The sequence below is a fragment of the Variovorax sp. dw_954 genome, from assembly GCF_018449755.1.
Classification (GTDB): domain Bacteria; phylum Pseudomonadota; class Gammaproteobacteria; order Burkholderiales; family Burkholderiaceae_C; genus Variovorax.
The window spans coordinates 165,172-180,624 of record NZ_JAAVVD010000006.1 but is presented as its reverse complement, the minus strand read 5'-3'; the positions used below and the strand labels follow the sequence as shown (position 1 = coordinate 180,624).

Below are 15,453 nucleotides of genomic sequence, written 5' to 3'. Positions count from 1 at the left end.
CTCACGATCCGCCTTCGTTCCAATGCAGTTTCTTGCGCAGCGTGTCGAAGTAGCTCCAGCCCTTGGGATGAAGGAAGCGCACGCGGTAGTCGGAGCGACGCACCACGATGCGGTCGCCATGCTGCAGTGATGCCAGCGACTGCATGTCGAAATTGGCGCTCGCGTCGCGGCCGGCCACGAGCTCGATGGTGACCTCGTCCGCGTCGGGCAGCAGGATCGGCCGGTTCGACAAGGTGTGGGGCGCGATCGGGACGAGCACCCAGCCCGGTATCGCCGGATGGAGAAGCGGCCCGCCGGCGGAGAGCGCATAGGCCGTCGAGCCGGTGGCCGTCGCGATGATCAGGCCGTCCGCGCGCTGGTTGGCCACGAAGTGCCGGCCCACCGACACGCTCAGTTCAACCATGCCGGAGGTCGCGCCGCGATTCACCACCACGTCGTTCATCGCGTAGGCGGTGAAGACGACCTGCCCGTCGCGGAACACCTGCGCATGCATCATGCTGCGATGGTCTTCCTCGAATTCGCCGGCCAGCATCGGGATCAGCGTGGCCTGGTAGTTGTCGAGCGGAATGTCGGTGATGAAGCCGAGCCGGCCGCGGTTGATGCCGATCAGCGGCAAGCCATGGCGGGCCAGCTGGCGTCCGACGCCCAGCATGGTGCCGTCGCCGCCCACCACGAGGCCCAGGTCGCATTGCTCGCCGATCTGGTCCAGCGTGAGGGCACGATAGCGGCCAGAACCGGCCGATTCGTCGGCCGACTGCTCCACCACGACTTCGCAGCCTTGGCTCTCCAGAAAGGTGGCGATCTCGCAGGTCACGCTGTCGGGTGCATCGGCCTGCGCGCGGACGCCGGACGCCTGGTATTTGCCAATAAGGGCGACGTGCCGGAAGCGAGGGGTCATGACCAAATTACAACATTAAAATTGCCAGATGTTGGACGACCGCGCCAGGCTACTGCTGAAGACTCTGGTTGAACGCTATATCGCGGACGGCCAACCCGTGGGCTCTCGCACCTTGTCGCGAACGCCGGGGCTGGAGCTTTCGCCAGCGACCATTCGCAACGTGATGTCCGACCTCGAAGAGTTGGGCCTGATCGCCAGTCCGCATACGTCCGCCGGACGGATTCCCACGGCGCGCGGCTATCGGCTCTTCGTCGACACCATGTTGACCAGCCGGCGTGAACCTTTCACGACACCGCCACTTTCGCCGGACCAGCCGCAGAAGGTGATCGCCAATGCGGCGCAGCTGCTGTCGAACCTTTCGCATTTCGTGGGCGTCGTGATGGCGCCACGGCGGCCGTCGGTGTTCCGGCACCTGGAGTTCATGCGGCTGTCGGACCGTCGCCTGCTGGTGATCATCGTGTCGCCCGATGGCGACGTGCAGAACCGCGTGATCTTTCCGGAGACGGACTACACCCCATCGCAACTGATCGAGGCGTCCAACTACATCAACACCCACTTTGCCGGCTTGTCGATCGAGCAGGTCCGCGATCGGCTTCAATCGGAAGTGGAAAAGCTGCGCGGCGAGATCGCATCGCTGATGCAGGCAGCCGTGGTCGTGAGCAGCGAGGTGCTGACCGAGGCGCAGGATGAAGTCGTGGTGTCGGGCGAGCGCAACCTGCTGTCGGTCAGCGACTTCTCCAGCGACATGGGCCAGTTGCGCCGCGCGTTCGACCTGTTCGAGCAGAAGGCGCAACTCATGCGGCTGCTGGATTCGTCGAGCAGGGCCGAAGGCGTGCGCATTTTCATCGGCGGCGAGAGCCAGCTCGTGCCCGTCGAGGAGCTCTCCGTGGTCAGCGCCAACTATGAAGTCGATGGGCAGGTCGTCGGCACGCTCGGCGTGATCGGGCCGACGCGCATGCCCTATGAACGCATGATCCAGATCGTCGACATCACGTCGCGACTGGTGAGCAATGCGTTAAGCGGACGCAAGTAATCCAGAAGGCCACGGGGCGCCGACTAGAATCCCGGCCGCGCGGGCCGTTAGCTCAGTTGGTTAGAGCAGAGGACTCATAATCCTTTGGTCGTTGGTTCAAGTCCAACACGGCCTACCAGTCCGGTCTTGCGGGACTGCGCAGGAAGGCATTTACGAAATCATTTCGCCCTGTTGGGAATGTCATGAAAAGTACATGCTATAATCGCAAGCTGTGCGGCTGTAGCTCAGTTGGATAGAGTACTTGGCTACGAACCAAGGGGTCGTGGGTTCAATTCCTGCCAGCCGCACCACTCTTCAAAAGCCCTCAACGAAAGTTGAGGGCTTTTTCTTTTTGCGCGGCAACTCAGCCCTTGGGGCTGGTGTTCACCATGGCCAAAGGGGCAAGGCTTTTACTTAGCATGGCGCCATGAGCAAAGCATTCACCAAAGAGTCGGACGCCGACGACGACGATGGCGCGGACGGCGGGTTGCCGCCGCTGCCGCCAGGCGGCAAGAACTACATCACGCCGCAAGGCTATGCACGGCTGCGTGACGAGTTGCTCAGCCTCATGGACGAGGAGCGGCCGAAGGTGGTCGAGGCGGTGCATTGGGCGGCAAAGAACGGCGATCGGTCCGAGAACGGCGACTACCTCTATGGCAAGAAGCGGCTGCGTGAAATCGATCGCCGCATCCGCTTCCTGACCAAGCGGCTCGAAGTGGCCGAGGTGACGGACCCGTCCGTGCATCACGGCAGCGACCAGGTCTTCTTCGGAGCGACAGTGGAATACGCCGATCCCGCGGGCGAGGAGCGCAGCGTCACCATCCTCGGCATCGATGAAGCCCAGAGCCAGCAAGCGCAGGTGAGCTGGATTTCGCCGATTGCCCGGGCGCTGCTGAAGGCGCGCGAGGGCGATGTGGTGAAGCTCGTCACGCCGCGTGGCGCGCAGGAGATCGAAGTGCTGTCGGTGCGCTACCCGGCGCCCGGTGCGCTCGGGTCGGCCGAATAGGGCGCGGGCACCACGCGGTTCGCGACCAGCACCGACGGCGTCCGCTTCACGGCGCGCAGCACCAGGTCGAGATGCGCGCGGTCGCGCACCGCGATCACGAAGCGCAGGTCGGTCGAATCCTGCGGCGTCTCATCGGCCATCTCGACATGCGTGATGTCGGCCTCGGCCTCGGCCAGCGTGGCTGCCACGCGGGCCAGCACGCCCTTGTCGTTGCGCACCGTCACGACCACGCCGGTCTCGAAGGCGCGGACCGGTTCCTCGGCCCACTCGACTGCGAAGAAGCGTTCGCTGTCGCGGTGCCGCAGGCGCTGGCCGACGCCGCATTCGTCGGTATGCACGACGAGCCCTTCGCCGTGGCCCAGGTAGCCGACGATGTGATCGCCTGGAATGGGCCGGCAACACAGCGCGAAGCGAACCGACGAGTTCTCGCTGCCGTCGAGCGTGACACCGCCTTGCGAGACGGTCTCGTGCGCGGTGAAGCGCTCGCGCGTGAGCAGCAGGGCATCGGGCTTCTCGCCGCGCTCGGACAGCAGGAACATGAGGCGCTTGGCGACGATGCTCGCAATGCGTCGGCCCAGGCCGATGTCGGTCATCAGCTCGGAACGCGAGCGGTTGGCCGTGAAGCGCAGCAGCTTTTCCCAGATGACCTGGTATTCGCCATCGTCCGGCGGCACTTTGTTGCGGCCCTCGGCGCGCAGCGCCTGCGCCAGCAGCTTCTCGCCGAGGCCTTCCGATTCGGCATGGGCCAGGGTCTTGAGGTAGTGGCGGATCTTCGATCGTGCGCGGCCGGTGCGAACAAATCCCAGCCAGGCCGGATTGGGCGTCGAGACGGGCGCGGTGATGACTTCCACCACGTCGCCGTTCTTGAGCTCGGTGCGCAGCGGCACCTGGTCGCCATTGATGCGCGCCGCCGAGGTGTGGTCGCCGATGTTGCTGTGGATGGCATAGGCGAAGTCGATGACAGTGGCGCCGCGCGGCAAGGCGAGGATCTGGCTCTTGGGCGTGAAGACGTACACCGCATCCGGGAACAGGTCGACCTTGACGTGGTCCCAGAATTCCGCGGCATCGCGCGTCTCGTCCTGGATGTCGAGCAAGGACTGCAGCCACTTCGCACCGAGCCGCTCGCGCGAGGGCGACGCGTTGTCGGTCGCCTTGTAGAGCCAATGCGCCGCCACGCCCGATTCGGCGACCACATGCATGGCCTCCGTGCGCAACTGAAACTCGACGTTGACGCCCGACGGACCGACCAGCGTGGTGTGCAGCGACTGGTAGCCGTTGAGCTTCGCAATCGCGATGTGGTCCTTGAACTTGCCCGGCAGGGGCTTGTACATCTGGTGCAGGATGCCCAGCCCCGTGTAGCAGGCGATGACGTTCGGCACGATCAGGCGAAAGCCGTAGATGTCGGTGACCTGCGCAAAGCTCAGGTGCTTCTCGTCCATCTTGCGGTAGATCGAGTAGAGCGTCTTCTCGCGGCCCGCGATGCGCACGCTGATACCGGCGGCTGCGAAGGCTGTTTCAAGCTCGCGCTGGACCTTCTGGATCAGATCGCGCCGGCGGCTGCGGGCCTTGGCCACGGCCTTCGACAGGATGGCATAGCGCCACGGCTTCAGGTGCCGGAAGGAAAGTTCCTGAAGTTCGCGATAGGTCTGGTTCAGGCCCAGTCGATGCGCGATGGGCGCATAGATCTCCAGCGTCTCGCCCGCAATGCGCGGCCACTTCTCGCGCGGCGCGTCGTCGAGCGTGCGCATGTTGTGGGTGCGGTCGGCCAGCTTGACGAGGATCACCCGCACATCGCGTGCCATCGCCAGCAGCATCTTGCGGAAGGACTCGGCCTGGTTCTCCTCGCGGGTGTTGAACTGCAGCTTGTCCAGCTTGGTGAGGCCATCGACCAGTTCGGCGACGGGTGCACCGAAGCGCTCGATCAGTTCGGGCTTGGTGACGCCGCAGTCCTCGATGGCGTCATGCAGCAGCGCCGCCATGAGGGCTTGCGCATCCAGCTTCCACTCGGCGCATTGGGCCGCGACCGCGATCGGATGGGTGATGTAGGGCTCGCCGCTGTTGCGCAGTTGGCCGAGATGGGCCTCGTCGGCAAAGCGGTAGGCGCGGCGGACCAGTTCGGTGTCTTCGGCGCTGAGATAGTCGAGCCGGGCGGTCAGGGCCGCAAAGCTGGCCGCAGCGGCGTTGAGGGCGGCAGGGCTGGGCCGAGCAGCACCCCGCGGGGCGTTGGGCTCGGATTTGGCGACTGCGCTCATAGCCCCCGACTTTAGCGTGCCATTCGAGGGCAGGTGATTGCCCACAAAAAAGGCACCGCAAGCGGTGCCTCTATGGGAAAGCTGGGGCGAATGATCAGCCCGGCACCTTCTTGAGCATTTCGAGGCCGATCTTGCCTTCGGCGATCTCGCGCAGCGCGGTCACGCCGGGCTTGTTCTTGCTTTCGATCTTGGGCGCATGGCCCTGGCTCAGCATGCGGGCGCGGTACGTTGCGGCCAGCACGAGCTGGAAGCGGTTCGGGATCTGAAGCAGGCAGTCTTCGACGGTGATGCGGGCCATGATGAACTTTCGGTAGACGGTGTCAGGGGATGTTCAGAGCGGCGAAGGTGTCGGCCCGCGCGCGGCGCTGGGCGGAATAACGCAGCCGCTGGGCGTGAACAATGGCTTTCAGGTCGAAAAGCGCACGCTCGAATAACTCGTTGATTATAACGAAATCGAATTCCCCCGCCCGGGCCATCTCGGTGGCCGCATTGCGCAGGCGCAGTTCGATGACGTCGGCGCGGTCTTCGCCGCGACGCTCGAGCCGCGAGCGCAGTTCTTCCCAACTCGGCGGCAGGATGAAGATGAGCACGGCGTTGGCGAAGGTCTTGCGGATCTGGATCGCGCCCTGGAAGTCGATTTCGAGCACCACGTCCGCGCCTTGCGCCACGCGCTCCTCGATGGCCCTTTTCGACGTGCCATAGCGGCATCCGTGCACGTGCGCCCATTCGACAAACCCGTCGCCGGCGACCATCGCGTCGAATTCGCCATCGGAGGTGAAGAAGTATTCGCGGCCATGCTTTTCCTGCCCGCGCGGGGGACGGGTGGTGTGCGACACCGAGGGTTGCACGGCCGAATCCAGCTCCATCAGCGCTTTCACGAGGCTGGACTTGCCGGCGCCGCTGGGCGCAGCCACCACAAAGATATTTCCGGGGTAATCCATCGGGCAGGGTCTTCTTATTCGATGTTCTGCACTTGCTCGCGCATCTGCTCGATCAGCACCTTCATGTCGACGCCGATGCGCGTGAGTTCGAGTGCGGCGGACTTGGAGCCCAGCGTGTTGGCTTCGCGGTGCAGTTCCTGAATGAGGAAGTCGAGGCGCTTGCCGATCTCGCCGCCCTTGGCGATCAGTCGCTCGATTTCGTCCAGGTGGGAGCTGAGGCGGGTGAGCTCCTCGGCCACGTCGATGCGGATGGCGAAGGCTGTTGCTTCGGTCAGTGCGCGGTCTTGCGCCGCTTCGGGCAGGGTGCCGCCGACCAGGCCCATGGCATCCTGCCAGCGTTCCAGGAAGCGGTTGCGTTGCTGCTCGACCAGTTGAGGCACCAGCGGGCCGGCCTGCGTGGCCAGCTTGCGCAACTCGCCGAGGTGCTCGCTGAGCATGGTGGCGAGGCGGGCGCCTTCGCGGGCGCGGGCTTCCATCATGGCGGCGAGTGCCCTGCCGCTGACATCCAGCAGGTCCGGGCCCCAGTCGCCGCGCTGGCTGCCGTCGCCGCCGGCCAGCCGCAGCACGTCGGCCACGCTCAGTTCGCGTGCGCTTGGGAGCCACGCCTTGATGCTGTCCTGTACGCCGTTGAGCCGCTGCAGCAGCTTGGTGGAAGGCTCCACCACGCCCGATGCGGCACTGTTCTCGAAGTTGGCCCGCAACTCGACCTTGCCGCGCTTGAGGCTGCGGGTGAGCAGTTCGCGCAGGGCGGGTTCGTGCTGCCGAAGCTCTTCCGGCAACTTGAAAGTCAGGTCCAGGAATCGGCTGTTGACCGAGCGGATCTCGACGCCAAGTCGGCCTGCGGCCGCAGGTCGCGAGTCCGCGTCAGCGTGGCCTCCACCGGGGGTGTTCTGGCCACTCGCGTAGCCGGTCATGCTGTAAACTGGCATTGCGCCTCACTGTGAATTTGTTTGTTCGCACCGAGGCATCGGCAGTGCGTTCGCTTGCCGCACACTCGCCTTCGGGTGAAACTCCCGGATTATGTCAAAGGTCAAACCTTCGCCCCTGCTGCCCGACACGGTGATCGGCGGATACCGCGTGATCCGCCGGATTTCCGCGGGTGGATTCGGCGTCGTCTATCTGGCGGTCGACCCCTCCGGCCAGCAGGTCGCCATCAAAGAATACCTGCCGTCTTCATTGGCCACGCGCGGCGTCGGCGAACTGGCGCCGCAGGTCGCGCCGGAGAAGCTTTCGCTGTATCGGCTGGGCCTCAAGAGCTTCTTCGAAGAGGGGCGCTCGCTGGCGCAGATCTCGCACGCATCGGTGGTGAGCGTGCTCAATTTCTTCCGCGAGAACGAGACCGTCTACATGGTGATGAACAATCTGGAAGGCGCCACGCTCCAGGATTTCATCGTCACCGCGCGCGACCTGAAGAAGCAGAAAGTATTCAGGGAGTCGACCATCCGCTCCCTGTTCGACGAGATCCTGCGCGGCCTGCGCATCGTGCACCAGCACAAGATGCTGCACCTGGATATCAAGCCGGCCAACATCTTCGTGACCGACGACGACCGCGCCGTGATGATCGACTTCGGCGCGGCGCGCGAGGTGCTGTCCAAGGAGGGCAACTTCATCCGGCCGATGTACACGCCCGGCTTTGCGGCACCCGAGATGTACCGTCGCGATTCGTCGATGGGGCCTTGGACCGACATCTATGCCATCGGCGCCTGCATCTATGCCTGCATGCAGGGCTATCCGCCCAACGACGCGCCGCAGCGCATCGAGAAGGACCGGCTGAGCCTCTCGCTGTCGCGCCTGCGCGGCATCTATTCGGACAACCTGATCGAGGTAGTCGAGTGGTGCATGTCGCTCGATCCGCTGTCGCGTCCGCAGTCTGTGTTCGCGCTGCAGAAGGAATTGAGCCGCGAAGGCGAGCGTCGCTATACCAAGCTCAGCGTCAGCGAGAAGGTGCGCCTGTCGATCGACAACATGCGCTCGCCCGACAAGAAGGGGTTGCCCAAGGCGGCCGCTCCCACAACCAGACCGGCATGAATCTCCACGCTCCATATCTCGTGTGTTCGCTTCCCCCTGAATGGGTTTGTGCGGCCTTCGTGCTGCCGTGCGGGCACTCATGAAATTTTCCGTATTCCAAGTCAGCCGCAAGGGCGGCCGCGTCAAGAACGAAGACCGCATGGGCTACTGCTACACGCGGGAGTCCGGCCTCTTCGTGCTGGCCGACGGCATGGGCGGCCATCCGGAGGGTGAGGTCGCGGCGCAGATGGCGCTGCAGACCATTGCCGCGCTCTATCAGCGCGAAGCCCGCCCGGTGGTGAAGGACGTACGCGCCTTCCTCACGTCGTCGGCGTTGTCGGCGCATCAGCAGATCATGCGCTATGCGGGCAACAAGGCGATGCTCGACACGCCCCGCACCACGCTCGTGGCGGCCGTGCTGCAAGGCACGACGGCGACTTGGGTTCACTGCGGCGATTCGCGTCTGTACGTGGTGCGCGGCGGGCAGCTGCTGATGCGTACCCGCGACCATTCGCATGCCGAGCGGCCGCGGCTCGACGGGGGCAACGAGCCCGTCAATCGCAACCTGCTGCTGACCTGCCTCGGATCGCCGTCCACGCCCACGCTGGATGTCTCGGCTCCGCTGACCCTGCAGCAGGGCGACCGCATCATGCTGTGCTCGGATGGCGTCTGGGGTGTGCTGGATGACGAGCAGATCGTGCGGACTTTGTCCAACCGGCCGGTGTCGGATGCGGCGCCCGAGTTGGCTGAAGCGGCGCTCCGCAACGGCGGCACCCACAGCGACAACGTGACGCTGATCGCGCTCGAATGGGAAACGCCCGACGTGGCCGGCAACGAGCGCGGCGTGTCGACCGATGCGATCAGCGAAGGCGTGTTCGCCTCGACGATCCAGGCCGGCATGCCGTCGGATGGCGAGGCTGACGATCTGGATGAAGACGCGATCGAACGGTCGATTGCCGAAATCAACGAAGCTATCCGTCGCTCCGCAGCCCGTAAGAGCTGAGGCCGGGGATCTTTCTACTGCGGTCGCCGATCTCGGGGCGGCGATGTCCCTCGCCGCCTTCGCTGCGAAAATCTCCTTGCCCTCAGGGCGCGCTATGGTGTCCGCGCTTTTCTCATCACTGCCAATTCAACCCATGACTACATACACACGAAGCGGCGGCCGCGCGGCTGACCAACTGCGACCGGTCCGCATCACGCGCGGTTTCACCATTCATGCCGAGGGCTCGGTGCTGATCGAGCTCGGCGATACGCGCGTGCTCTGCACGGCTTCGGTGGAGGAGAAGGTGCCGCCGCACAAGCGCGGCAGCGGCGAGGGCTGGGTCACGGCCGAGTACGGCATGCTGCCGCGCGCCACCCACACCCGCAGCGACCGCGAGGCGGCACGTGGCAAGCAGAGTGGGCGCACGCAGGAGATCCAGCGGCTGATCGGCCGCTCCATGCGCGCCGTGTTCGATCTGAAGGCCTTGGGCGAGCGCACCATCCACCTCGACTGCGACGTGCTGCAGGCTGACGGCGGCACGCGCACGGCGGCCATCACGGGCGCATTCGTCGCGGCTCAGGATGCCGTGAACAAGCTGCTGGCCGCGGGGATCCTCCCGGCATCGCCGATCCTCGGCCCAGTGGCCGCGATCTCGGTGGGCATCGTGCAAGGCACGCCGTTGCTGGATCTCGAGTACACAGAGGACTCGGCCTGCGATACCGACATGAACGTCGTCATGACGGGCGCCGGCCACTTCGTCGAAGTGCAGGGCACGGCCGAGGGGGCTGCCTTCACCCGCGCCGAGATGGACCTGTTGCTGGGCCTGGCCGACAAGGGCATCCAGGAACTGGTCGTGCTGCAACAGCAGGCGCTCGCCAAGTAACTTCTGACAATGCCCGTCATGCGGGCGCGCATCGCTTATGAAACTGGTTCTCGCATCCAACAACGCCGGCAAGCTGGCCGAGTTGCAACTGTTGCTCGCACCGCTGGATGTGACCCTTGTGCGCCAGTCGGAACTGGGCGTGGGCGAGGCCGACGAGCCGTTTCGCACCTTCGTGGAGAACGCGCTGGCCAAGGCGCGGCATGCGGCCGCCGCCACTGGCCTGCCGGCCATTGCCGATGACGCGGGGCTTTGCGTCGAGGCCTTCGGCGGCCTGCCCGGCGTGGACACGGCCTACTATGCGACCCGGTTCGGCTATGAAAAGGGCGACGCGAACAACGTGCGTGCACTCCTCGAACAGATGGCCGGCATCGAGGACCGCCGCGCTGCGCTGGTCAGCACGCTGGTGGCGCTGCGCAGTGCCGAAGACCCGGAACCGCTGATCGCGGTCGGACGTGCGGCCGGGCGGATCACGCGCGAGCCGGTGGGCGAGAACGGCTTCGGCTTCGATCCGGTGATGTTCCTGCCGGCGTTCGGCAAAACCTTCGCCCAACTCCCGCCCGAGGTGAAGAACGCGAACAGTCACCGGGGCCAGGCCTCGCGCGCGATGCTGGCGATGATGCGCGAGCGTTGGTTTCCATGAGCACCGCCCGGCCGCCCGAAGGTGCTCGCACCGCAGCGCGCAGCGCGGAGGTTACTCAATGAGCACCGCCCGGCCGCCCGAAGGTGCTCGCACCGCAGCGCGCGGCGCGAAGGTTATCCAATGAACACGATCGTCCCCATCGCGCCCGCGGTGCAGGCCGGTGCGCCGAACGCCAACGACGTGCTGCACATGATGCGGCCCGGGCCCTTGCAACTGTCCGCGCTGCCGCCGCTCTCGCTGTACGTCCATCTGCCCTGGTGCCTTCGCAAATGCCCGTACTGCGACTTCAACTCGCATGAATGGTCCGACGGAAAGGCAGGCGCATTGCCTGAGCAGCGCTACCTCGAGGCATTGGTGGCCGACCTCGATGCGGCGCTGCCCCTGATCTGGGGCCGCACCATCCACACCGTGTTCATCGGTGGCGGGACGCCCAGCCTGTTCTCGCCCGAGGCGATCGACCGACTGATCAGCGACGTGCGTGCACGGGTCAAACTGGCGCCCGACTGCGAGATCACGCTCGAGGCCAACCCGGGCACCTTCGAGCGCGACCGCTTCCGGGCCTTTCGAAGCGCGGGCGTGACGCGCCTGTCCGTCGGGGTGCAGAGCTTCAACGACGAGCACCTGAAGGCGCTGGGACGCGTGCACGATCGGGCGCAGGCCATTGCCGCGGTGGAGGAGGCGGCGAGCGCCTTCGACACCTTCAACCTCGACCTGATGTATGCGCTACCAGGGCAATCGCCCGCGCAATTGGAGACGGACCTGGCGCAGGCGCTGGCCTTGGCCCCGCCGCATCTGTCGATCTACCACCTCACCATCGAACCCAACACCTACTTCGCCAAGTTTCCGCCCAAGGTGCCGGAAGACGATGACGCCTATGCCATGCTCGACCGCATCACCGAGCGCACGGCGACAGCCGGACTGGCCCGCTATGAAATATCGGCGTTTGCCCGCGAGGGCCATCAGTGCCAGCACAACCTGAACTACTGGCAGTTTGGCGACTACCTTGGCATTGGCGCCGGCGCGCACAGCAAGCTGAGTTTTGCGCACCGGATCGTGCGGCAGGTGCGTTTCCGGGAGCCCCAGAAATACATGGACCAGGCGTTGGCCGGGGTAGCGGTATCACAGAGCGATGACGTGGCGCTGGCCGAGTTGCCCTTCGAATACATGCTCAATGTCTTGCGACTGAAGGAAGGGTTCACTCTGTCGCAATATGGCGAACGGACTGGCCTTTCGATCACCGCAATTCAACGCGGACTGGCCCAAGCGGAGCAAAATGGGTTACTTTCTCGCGATCTTCGACACGTTTGGCCTACTGCAAGGGGACTCGATTTCCTGAGCGACCTCCAGACATTGTTCCTACCAGATTCATGACCATCACACTGCTCGACCCCGTGACCGAACTTTCGCCCTCCGCGGAAGCCGTTGAACCGAAGCGCCGCGCGCGCGGGCGTCCCAGCGTGGTGCAGGCCGCCGAATTGCGGGAGGCCTTCCTGGATGCCGCGACGCAATCGTTTCTGGAAAAGGGCTATGCCGGCACCAGCATCGAGGCTGTTGCGCGTGACGCCGGCGTTGCCAAGATCACGATCTATCGCCAGTTCGAAAACAAGCAGGCGCTGTTCCACGAAGTGATCCATCGGGCGGTCGAGAAGGCGCGTACCGACATGCATGCGGCGCTGAAGGGCGAACAGACCAACACCGAGGAGCGCCTGCTCGAGTTGATCGAAGGCATGTACCTGGGGGCCACCGAGCCGCGCACGCTGGGGCTGCTGCGCCTGGTGATTGCCGAGGCCACGCGCTTCCCTGAACTCGCAAAGCTCGTCTATACGGAGAACAGCTGGGTGCTCGGCCCGGTCGTCGCCTACCTGGAAGAGGCGCACCGCAACGGCCAATTGCATGTGCCCAATCCTGAACTCACCGCTGTGCAGCTTTCGAACCTGGCCTTCGGCGGAGTTCGCTTCTTCATCTCCAGGCCGCTTGGCGGGCCGGTGGAGCGCCGCGAATGGGCGCAGGGCGTGCTGGACCTGGTGCTCGGCGGCCTGGCGCCGCGGAAGGCGTCGCAAGAGCCCGAAGCCAGCCATGCGCAGCGCTCTGAAGGCAGCACCGTCTAGAATCCCTCCCGCCTCTTGCCTGCCGCCCCAGGGCGAGCGGTGCATGTCTTCATTGGAGAGTTGGGTGAGCGGTTTAAACCAGCAGTCTTGAAAACTGCCGACGGGAAACCGTCCGTGAGTTCGAATCTCACACTCTCCGCCAGCCATCGATGTCTCTCATCGACGCTCGGCCAGTTCGATAACTTTACCCCTCCATGTACTCATCCTTCGGCAGTGCGATTGTGTGATGGCGTCTGAGGGTGAATGACGCGGGTCACCTTCAGCAGTCGGCCAACAGCGGTTTGTAGGTCGGTCGTGGTAGTGCGCTCTTCCCCGTCGAGGCTTCGTGTGCTATAGGTCCGACATGAGGCGTCGCCGGTTTTCCCTACATCTCGGCGGAGCGGCGCTGGCATCGCTCTATGGATTGCGCGCGCTTGCGGAGCCGTCTAGTGGCTGCGGTGTTCCAAGTACGCGATCGGACGGCTGGGGTATCTCGACCAACGGTGACGACAAGCTCATTGACCGCGGCGCCCTGTGCAGGATGGCTGATCAACTCGCGGTCTCGTCGAACATACATTCAGTGCTGGTTGTCCGCAGCGGCAAGCTGGTGTTCGAGCGGTACTTCAGAGGTCCCGACCAGATCCCCGACCTCTTTTTCGGCAGCCGGGTGGAAGATGTCGTATTCGATGCGGACACCCTGCACAATTTGAAGTCGGCTTCCAAGAGCGTCGCGTCGCTCGCCGTCGGGATCGCGATTGATCAGGGGCTCATCCGCAGCATCAACCAGCCGATCTTTGACTTCTTTCCCGAGTGCGCGGACTTGCGTACGCCTGACAAGGATCGCCTTCAGCTGCTGCACGCGCTCACGATGACGATGGGCCTGACGTGGGTGGAGGCAACCCCGGCCACCGGCGAGAACAACGACGAGTCGCGCATGCACAGGGCAGCAGATCCGTCCCGCTACGTCCTCGGTCTCGCGCCGACCGCGCCGCCAGGCCAGGAGTTCTTCTACAACACCGGCGCGCTCACCCTCGTTTCCGCCATCGTCCACAAGGCCACCGGACGCCCTCTCGACGAATTTGCCCGAACAGAGTTGTTCAAGCCTCTGGGCATCACCGACTTCGAGTGGAGCCGGGTCAAGGGGGATTCCGATGCCGGAGGCGGATTGCGCATGCGACCACGCGACATGGCGAAGATCGGCCAACTTGTCCTTGCGGGCGGTCGCTGGAACGATCGCCAAGTCGTTTCCAATGGCTGGGTCGAGGCCTCGACGTCACCGAAGCTCAAGGCGACTGGCGATCAATCTTACGGATATCTCTGGTGGCTCGGCCGCGCCCGTGCCAACGCGCACGTGGTCAAGTGGATTGGCGCACTGGGTCGAGGCGGCCAGTACATTCGCATCGTCCCCAAGCTCGACCTCGTTGTCGTGGTGACCGCAGGCTACTACCAGGATTACAGCCCGCAGGCGTTCAAAACGCAGTTCAGCGTTTTCAGCGACGTCCTGGGAGCGATTCCGCCGCTGGGCTAAGCGCAGGCAGCATGACCGCTTTGGGTTCAAAGCTCCGCCTGACGTCTCCCCCGAATTCCGGACTTTTCAAATCTAGAGCTACGGTTGCTTCCGGTAGCGCCCGAAGGGGCGCAAGGAGAAGCAATGAAAAGGTCGAGGTTCAGCGAGGAGCAGATCGCGTATGCGTTGAGGCTGGCCGCGTCGGGACGCCTGTCGTGGACGTGTGTCGCCAGATCGACGTGTCCGAGGCGACGTACTACACATGGAAGTAGAAGTTCGGTGACCTGGGCGTCACCGAGCTCAAGCGCCTGAAGATGCTACGAGGATGAGAATGCCCGCTTGAAGCGCATCGTGGCCGACCTGACGCTGGACAAGCAGATCCTGCAGGGGGTCGTTCGAAAAAAACTCTGAAAGCTGACAAGCGGATCGAGCAGCCTGGATGCAGAAGCGCTATTCACTCGGCCGTCTGACCCCGAGCGAGTTCGTCAAGAAGAGGTCAGATCAACAAACCGAACGCAGCCCAACCCCAGTTAAAAACTCACCGGATAAGTCGGAGACGTCACAAGCGCAGCGGCGTTGCGCGCCGCGCCTTGAAGGGCGATGCAACCCTAGAATTCGTCAGCCAGCCAGATCTTCCATCGCGAAGGTATCGCCAGCCATTCCATCCTTTGATGCATCACAAGGAGTTCCAATGGTTCATCGGTTCAGCATCCTGGCCATCGCCAGCCTTCTGGCGGCTTGCAGCACGCCGACCGTCAAGACGGATTTCGATCCGGCCGCGCGATTCGCGAGCTATCGCACCTACACCTGGATCGCCAAGCCCACGGGCAGCGATCCCCTCAACCAGCAACGCATCGCCGACGGCATCGATGCCAAGCTGCGGTCCAAGGGCTGGACGCTCGCGGCCGATGGCGACGTGCGGGTCGGCGCCAACGTCGCGACGCAGGAGCGGCGCGACTACACCACCTACTACAGCGGGGTGGGCTACGGCGTGGGCTGGGGCGGATTCGGGCCCGGCGTGGCAACGACCAGTTCGTACACCTATGAAGTGGGGACGCTGGTGGTCGACATGTTCGATGCGAAGACCAAGCGGGCCATCTGGCGCGGCAGTGCGAGCGGCACCTTGCCCGACAACAGCGACAAGCTGCCCGCGCTGTTGCAGACCTCGCTCGACAAGATGTTCGCGGATTTTCCGCCGGGGTCGGCGCCAACCAAGTAGGGCAATCGAGCGCTGCACT

General features: G+C 64.4%; 15 protein-coding genes, 3 tRNA genes and 1 pseudogene. 14 read left to right on the top strand and 5 right to left on the bottom strand.

All coding sequences use genetic code 11. The annotated features are described in order from the left end of the window. Position 1: 1 nt before the first annotated feature. A complete protein-coding gene (locus tag HB681_RS12260) occupies positions 2-898 on the bottom strand; it encodes an NAD kinase (protein ID WP_213955090.1) in 897 nt (298 codons plus the stop codon). A 28-nt stretch (positions 899-926) separates the two neighbouring features. Here HB681_RS12260 and hrcA point away from each other — a divergent pair, with 28 nt between their 5' ends. From hrcA to greB, 4 genes are all read left to right on the top strand, one after another. Continuing rightward, positions 927-1,931, top strand: a complete 1,005-nt coding sequence (hrcA, locus tag HB681_RS12255; protein WP_213955089.1) for a heat-inducible transcriptional repressor HrcA — start codon at positions 927-929, stop codon at positions 1,929-1,931. 41 nt (positions 1,932-1,972) lie between these two features. Further along, positions 1,973-2,049, top strand: a tRNA-Ile gene (locus HB681_RS12250). 95 nt (positions 2,050-2,144) lie between these two features. Beyond that, a tRNA-Arg gene (locus HB681_RS12245) sits at positions 2,145-2,221 on the top strand. Between the two features lie 116 nt (positions 2,222-2,337). Next, a complete protein-coding gene (gene greB, locus HB681_RS12240) occupies positions 2,338-2,916 on the top strand; it encodes a transcription elongation factor GreB (protein WP_213955088.1) in 579 nt (192 codons plus the stop codon). On the opposite strand, the gene HB681_RS12235 is transcribed toward greB, so the two are convergent. The 4 genes from HB681_RS12235 to HB681_RS12220 form a co-directional block, all read right to left on the bottom strand. Then, positions 2,880-5,168, bottom strand: a complete 2,289-nt coding sequence (locus tag HB681_RS12235; protein ID WP_213955087.1) for a bifunctional (p)ppGpp synthetase/guanosine-3',5'-bis(diphosphate) 3'-pyrophosphohydrolase — start codon at positions 5,166-5,168, stop codon at positions 2,880-2,882. The two genes, greB and HB681_RS12235, sit on opposite strands and share 37 nt — an antisense overlap. A 94-nt stretch (positions 5,169-5,262) precedes the next feature. Further along, positions 5,263-5,466, bottom strand: coding sequence for a DNA-directed RNA polymerase subunit omega (gene rpoZ / locus HB681_RS12230; RefSeq protein ID WP_213955086.1), 204 nt, complete (start codon positions 5,464-5,466; stop codon positions 5,263-5,265). Between the two features lie 22 nt (positions 5,467-5,488). Next, positions 5,489-6,109: a guanylate kinase gene (gmk, locus tag HB681_RS12225; protein ID WP_213955085.1), complete on the bottom strand. Its 621-nt coding sequence runs from the start codon at positions 6,107-6,109 to the stop codon at positions 5,489-5,491. A 14-nt stretch (positions 6,110-6,123) separates the two neighbouring features. Next, complete coding sequence (locus HB681_RS12220; RefSeq protein ID WP_213955084.1) at positions 6,124-7,038, bottom strand: YicC/YloC family endoribonuclease; 915 nt, start codon at positions 7,036-7,038, stop codon at positions 6,124-6,126. A gap of 91 nt (positions 7,039-7,129) precedes the next feature. On the opposite strand from HB681_RS12220, the gene HB681_RS12215 reads away from it, so the two are divergent. The 10 genes and pseudogenes from HB681_RS12215 to HB681_RS12175 all read left to right on the top strand — a co-directional run bounded on the left by HB681_RS12215 (position 7,130) and on the right by HB681_RS12175 (position 15,434). Beyond that, on the top strand, positions 7,130-8,137 hold the full coding sequence (locus tag HB681_RS12215; protein ID WP_213955083.1) for a serine/threonine-protein kinase: 1,008 nt from the start codon (positions 7,130-7,132) through the stop codon (positions 8,135-8,137). 79 nt (positions 8,138-8,216) lie between these two features. Continuing rightward, the gene (locus HB681_RS12210) at positions 8,217-9,119 is read left to right on the top strand and encodes a PP2C family serine/threonine-protein phosphatase (protein WP_213955082.1); all 903 of its coding nucleotides are present in this window, start codon (positions 8,217-8,219) and stop codon (positions 9,117-9,119) included. A gap of 133 nt (positions 9,120-9,252) precedes the next feature. Then, complete coding sequence (rph, locus tag HB681_RS12205; RefSeq protein WP_213955081.1) at positions 9,253-9,981, top strand: ribonuclease PH; 729 nt, start codon at positions 9,253-9,255, stop codon at positions 9,979-9,981. Positions 9,982-10,018: 37 nt separating this feature from the next. Then, positions 10,019-10,621: an RdgB/HAM1 family non-canonical purine NTP pyrophosphatase gene (gene rdgB / locus HB681_RS12200; RefSeq protein ID WP_213955080.1), complete on the top strand. Its 603-nt coding sequence runs from the start codon at positions 10,019-10,021 to the stop codon at positions 10,619-10,621. Between the two features lie 120 nt (positions 10,622-10,741). Beyond that, a complete protein-coding gene (hemW, locus tag HB681_RS12195) occupies positions 10,742-11,992 on the top strand; it encodes a radical SAM family heme chaperone HemW (RefSeq protein WP_213955222.1) in 1,251 nt (416 codons plus the stop codon). Further along, positions 11,989-12,729 carry a TetR/AcrR family transcriptional regulator gene (locus HB681_RS12190; RefSeq protein ID WP_213955079.1) on the top strand — a complete coding sequence of 247 codons (741 nt, stop codon included), beginning with the start codon at positions 11,989-11,991 and terminating at the stop codon, positions 12,727-12,729. The genes hemW and HB681_RS12190 overlap by 4 nt, the downstream gene beginning before the upstream one ends. Positions 12,730-12,783: 54 nt before the next feature. Then, a tRNA-Ser gene (locus HB681_RS12185) sits at positions 12,784-12,871 on the top strand. 378 nt (positions 12,872-13,249) lie between these two features. Next, complete coding sequence (locus HB681_RS12180) at positions 13,250-14,236, top strand: serine hydrolase (protein WP_213955078.1); 987 nt, start codon at positions 13,250-13,252, stop codon at positions 14,234-14,236. A gap of 123 nt (positions 14,237-14,359) precedes the next feature. After that, positions 14,360-14,620 (top strand): annotated as a pseudogene (locus HB681_RS38060) (transposase); the annotation flags it as partial. A gap of 286 nt (positions 14,621-14,906) precedes the next feature. Beyond that, positions 14,907-15,434 (top strand): DUF4136 domain-containing protein, encoded by a 528-nt coding sequence (locus HB681_RS12175; RefSeq protein WP_213955077.1) that lies wholly within the window; start codon positions 14,907-14,909, stop codon positions 15,432-15,434. The last annotated feature ends 19 nt before the right edge of the window (positions 15,435-15,453 follow it).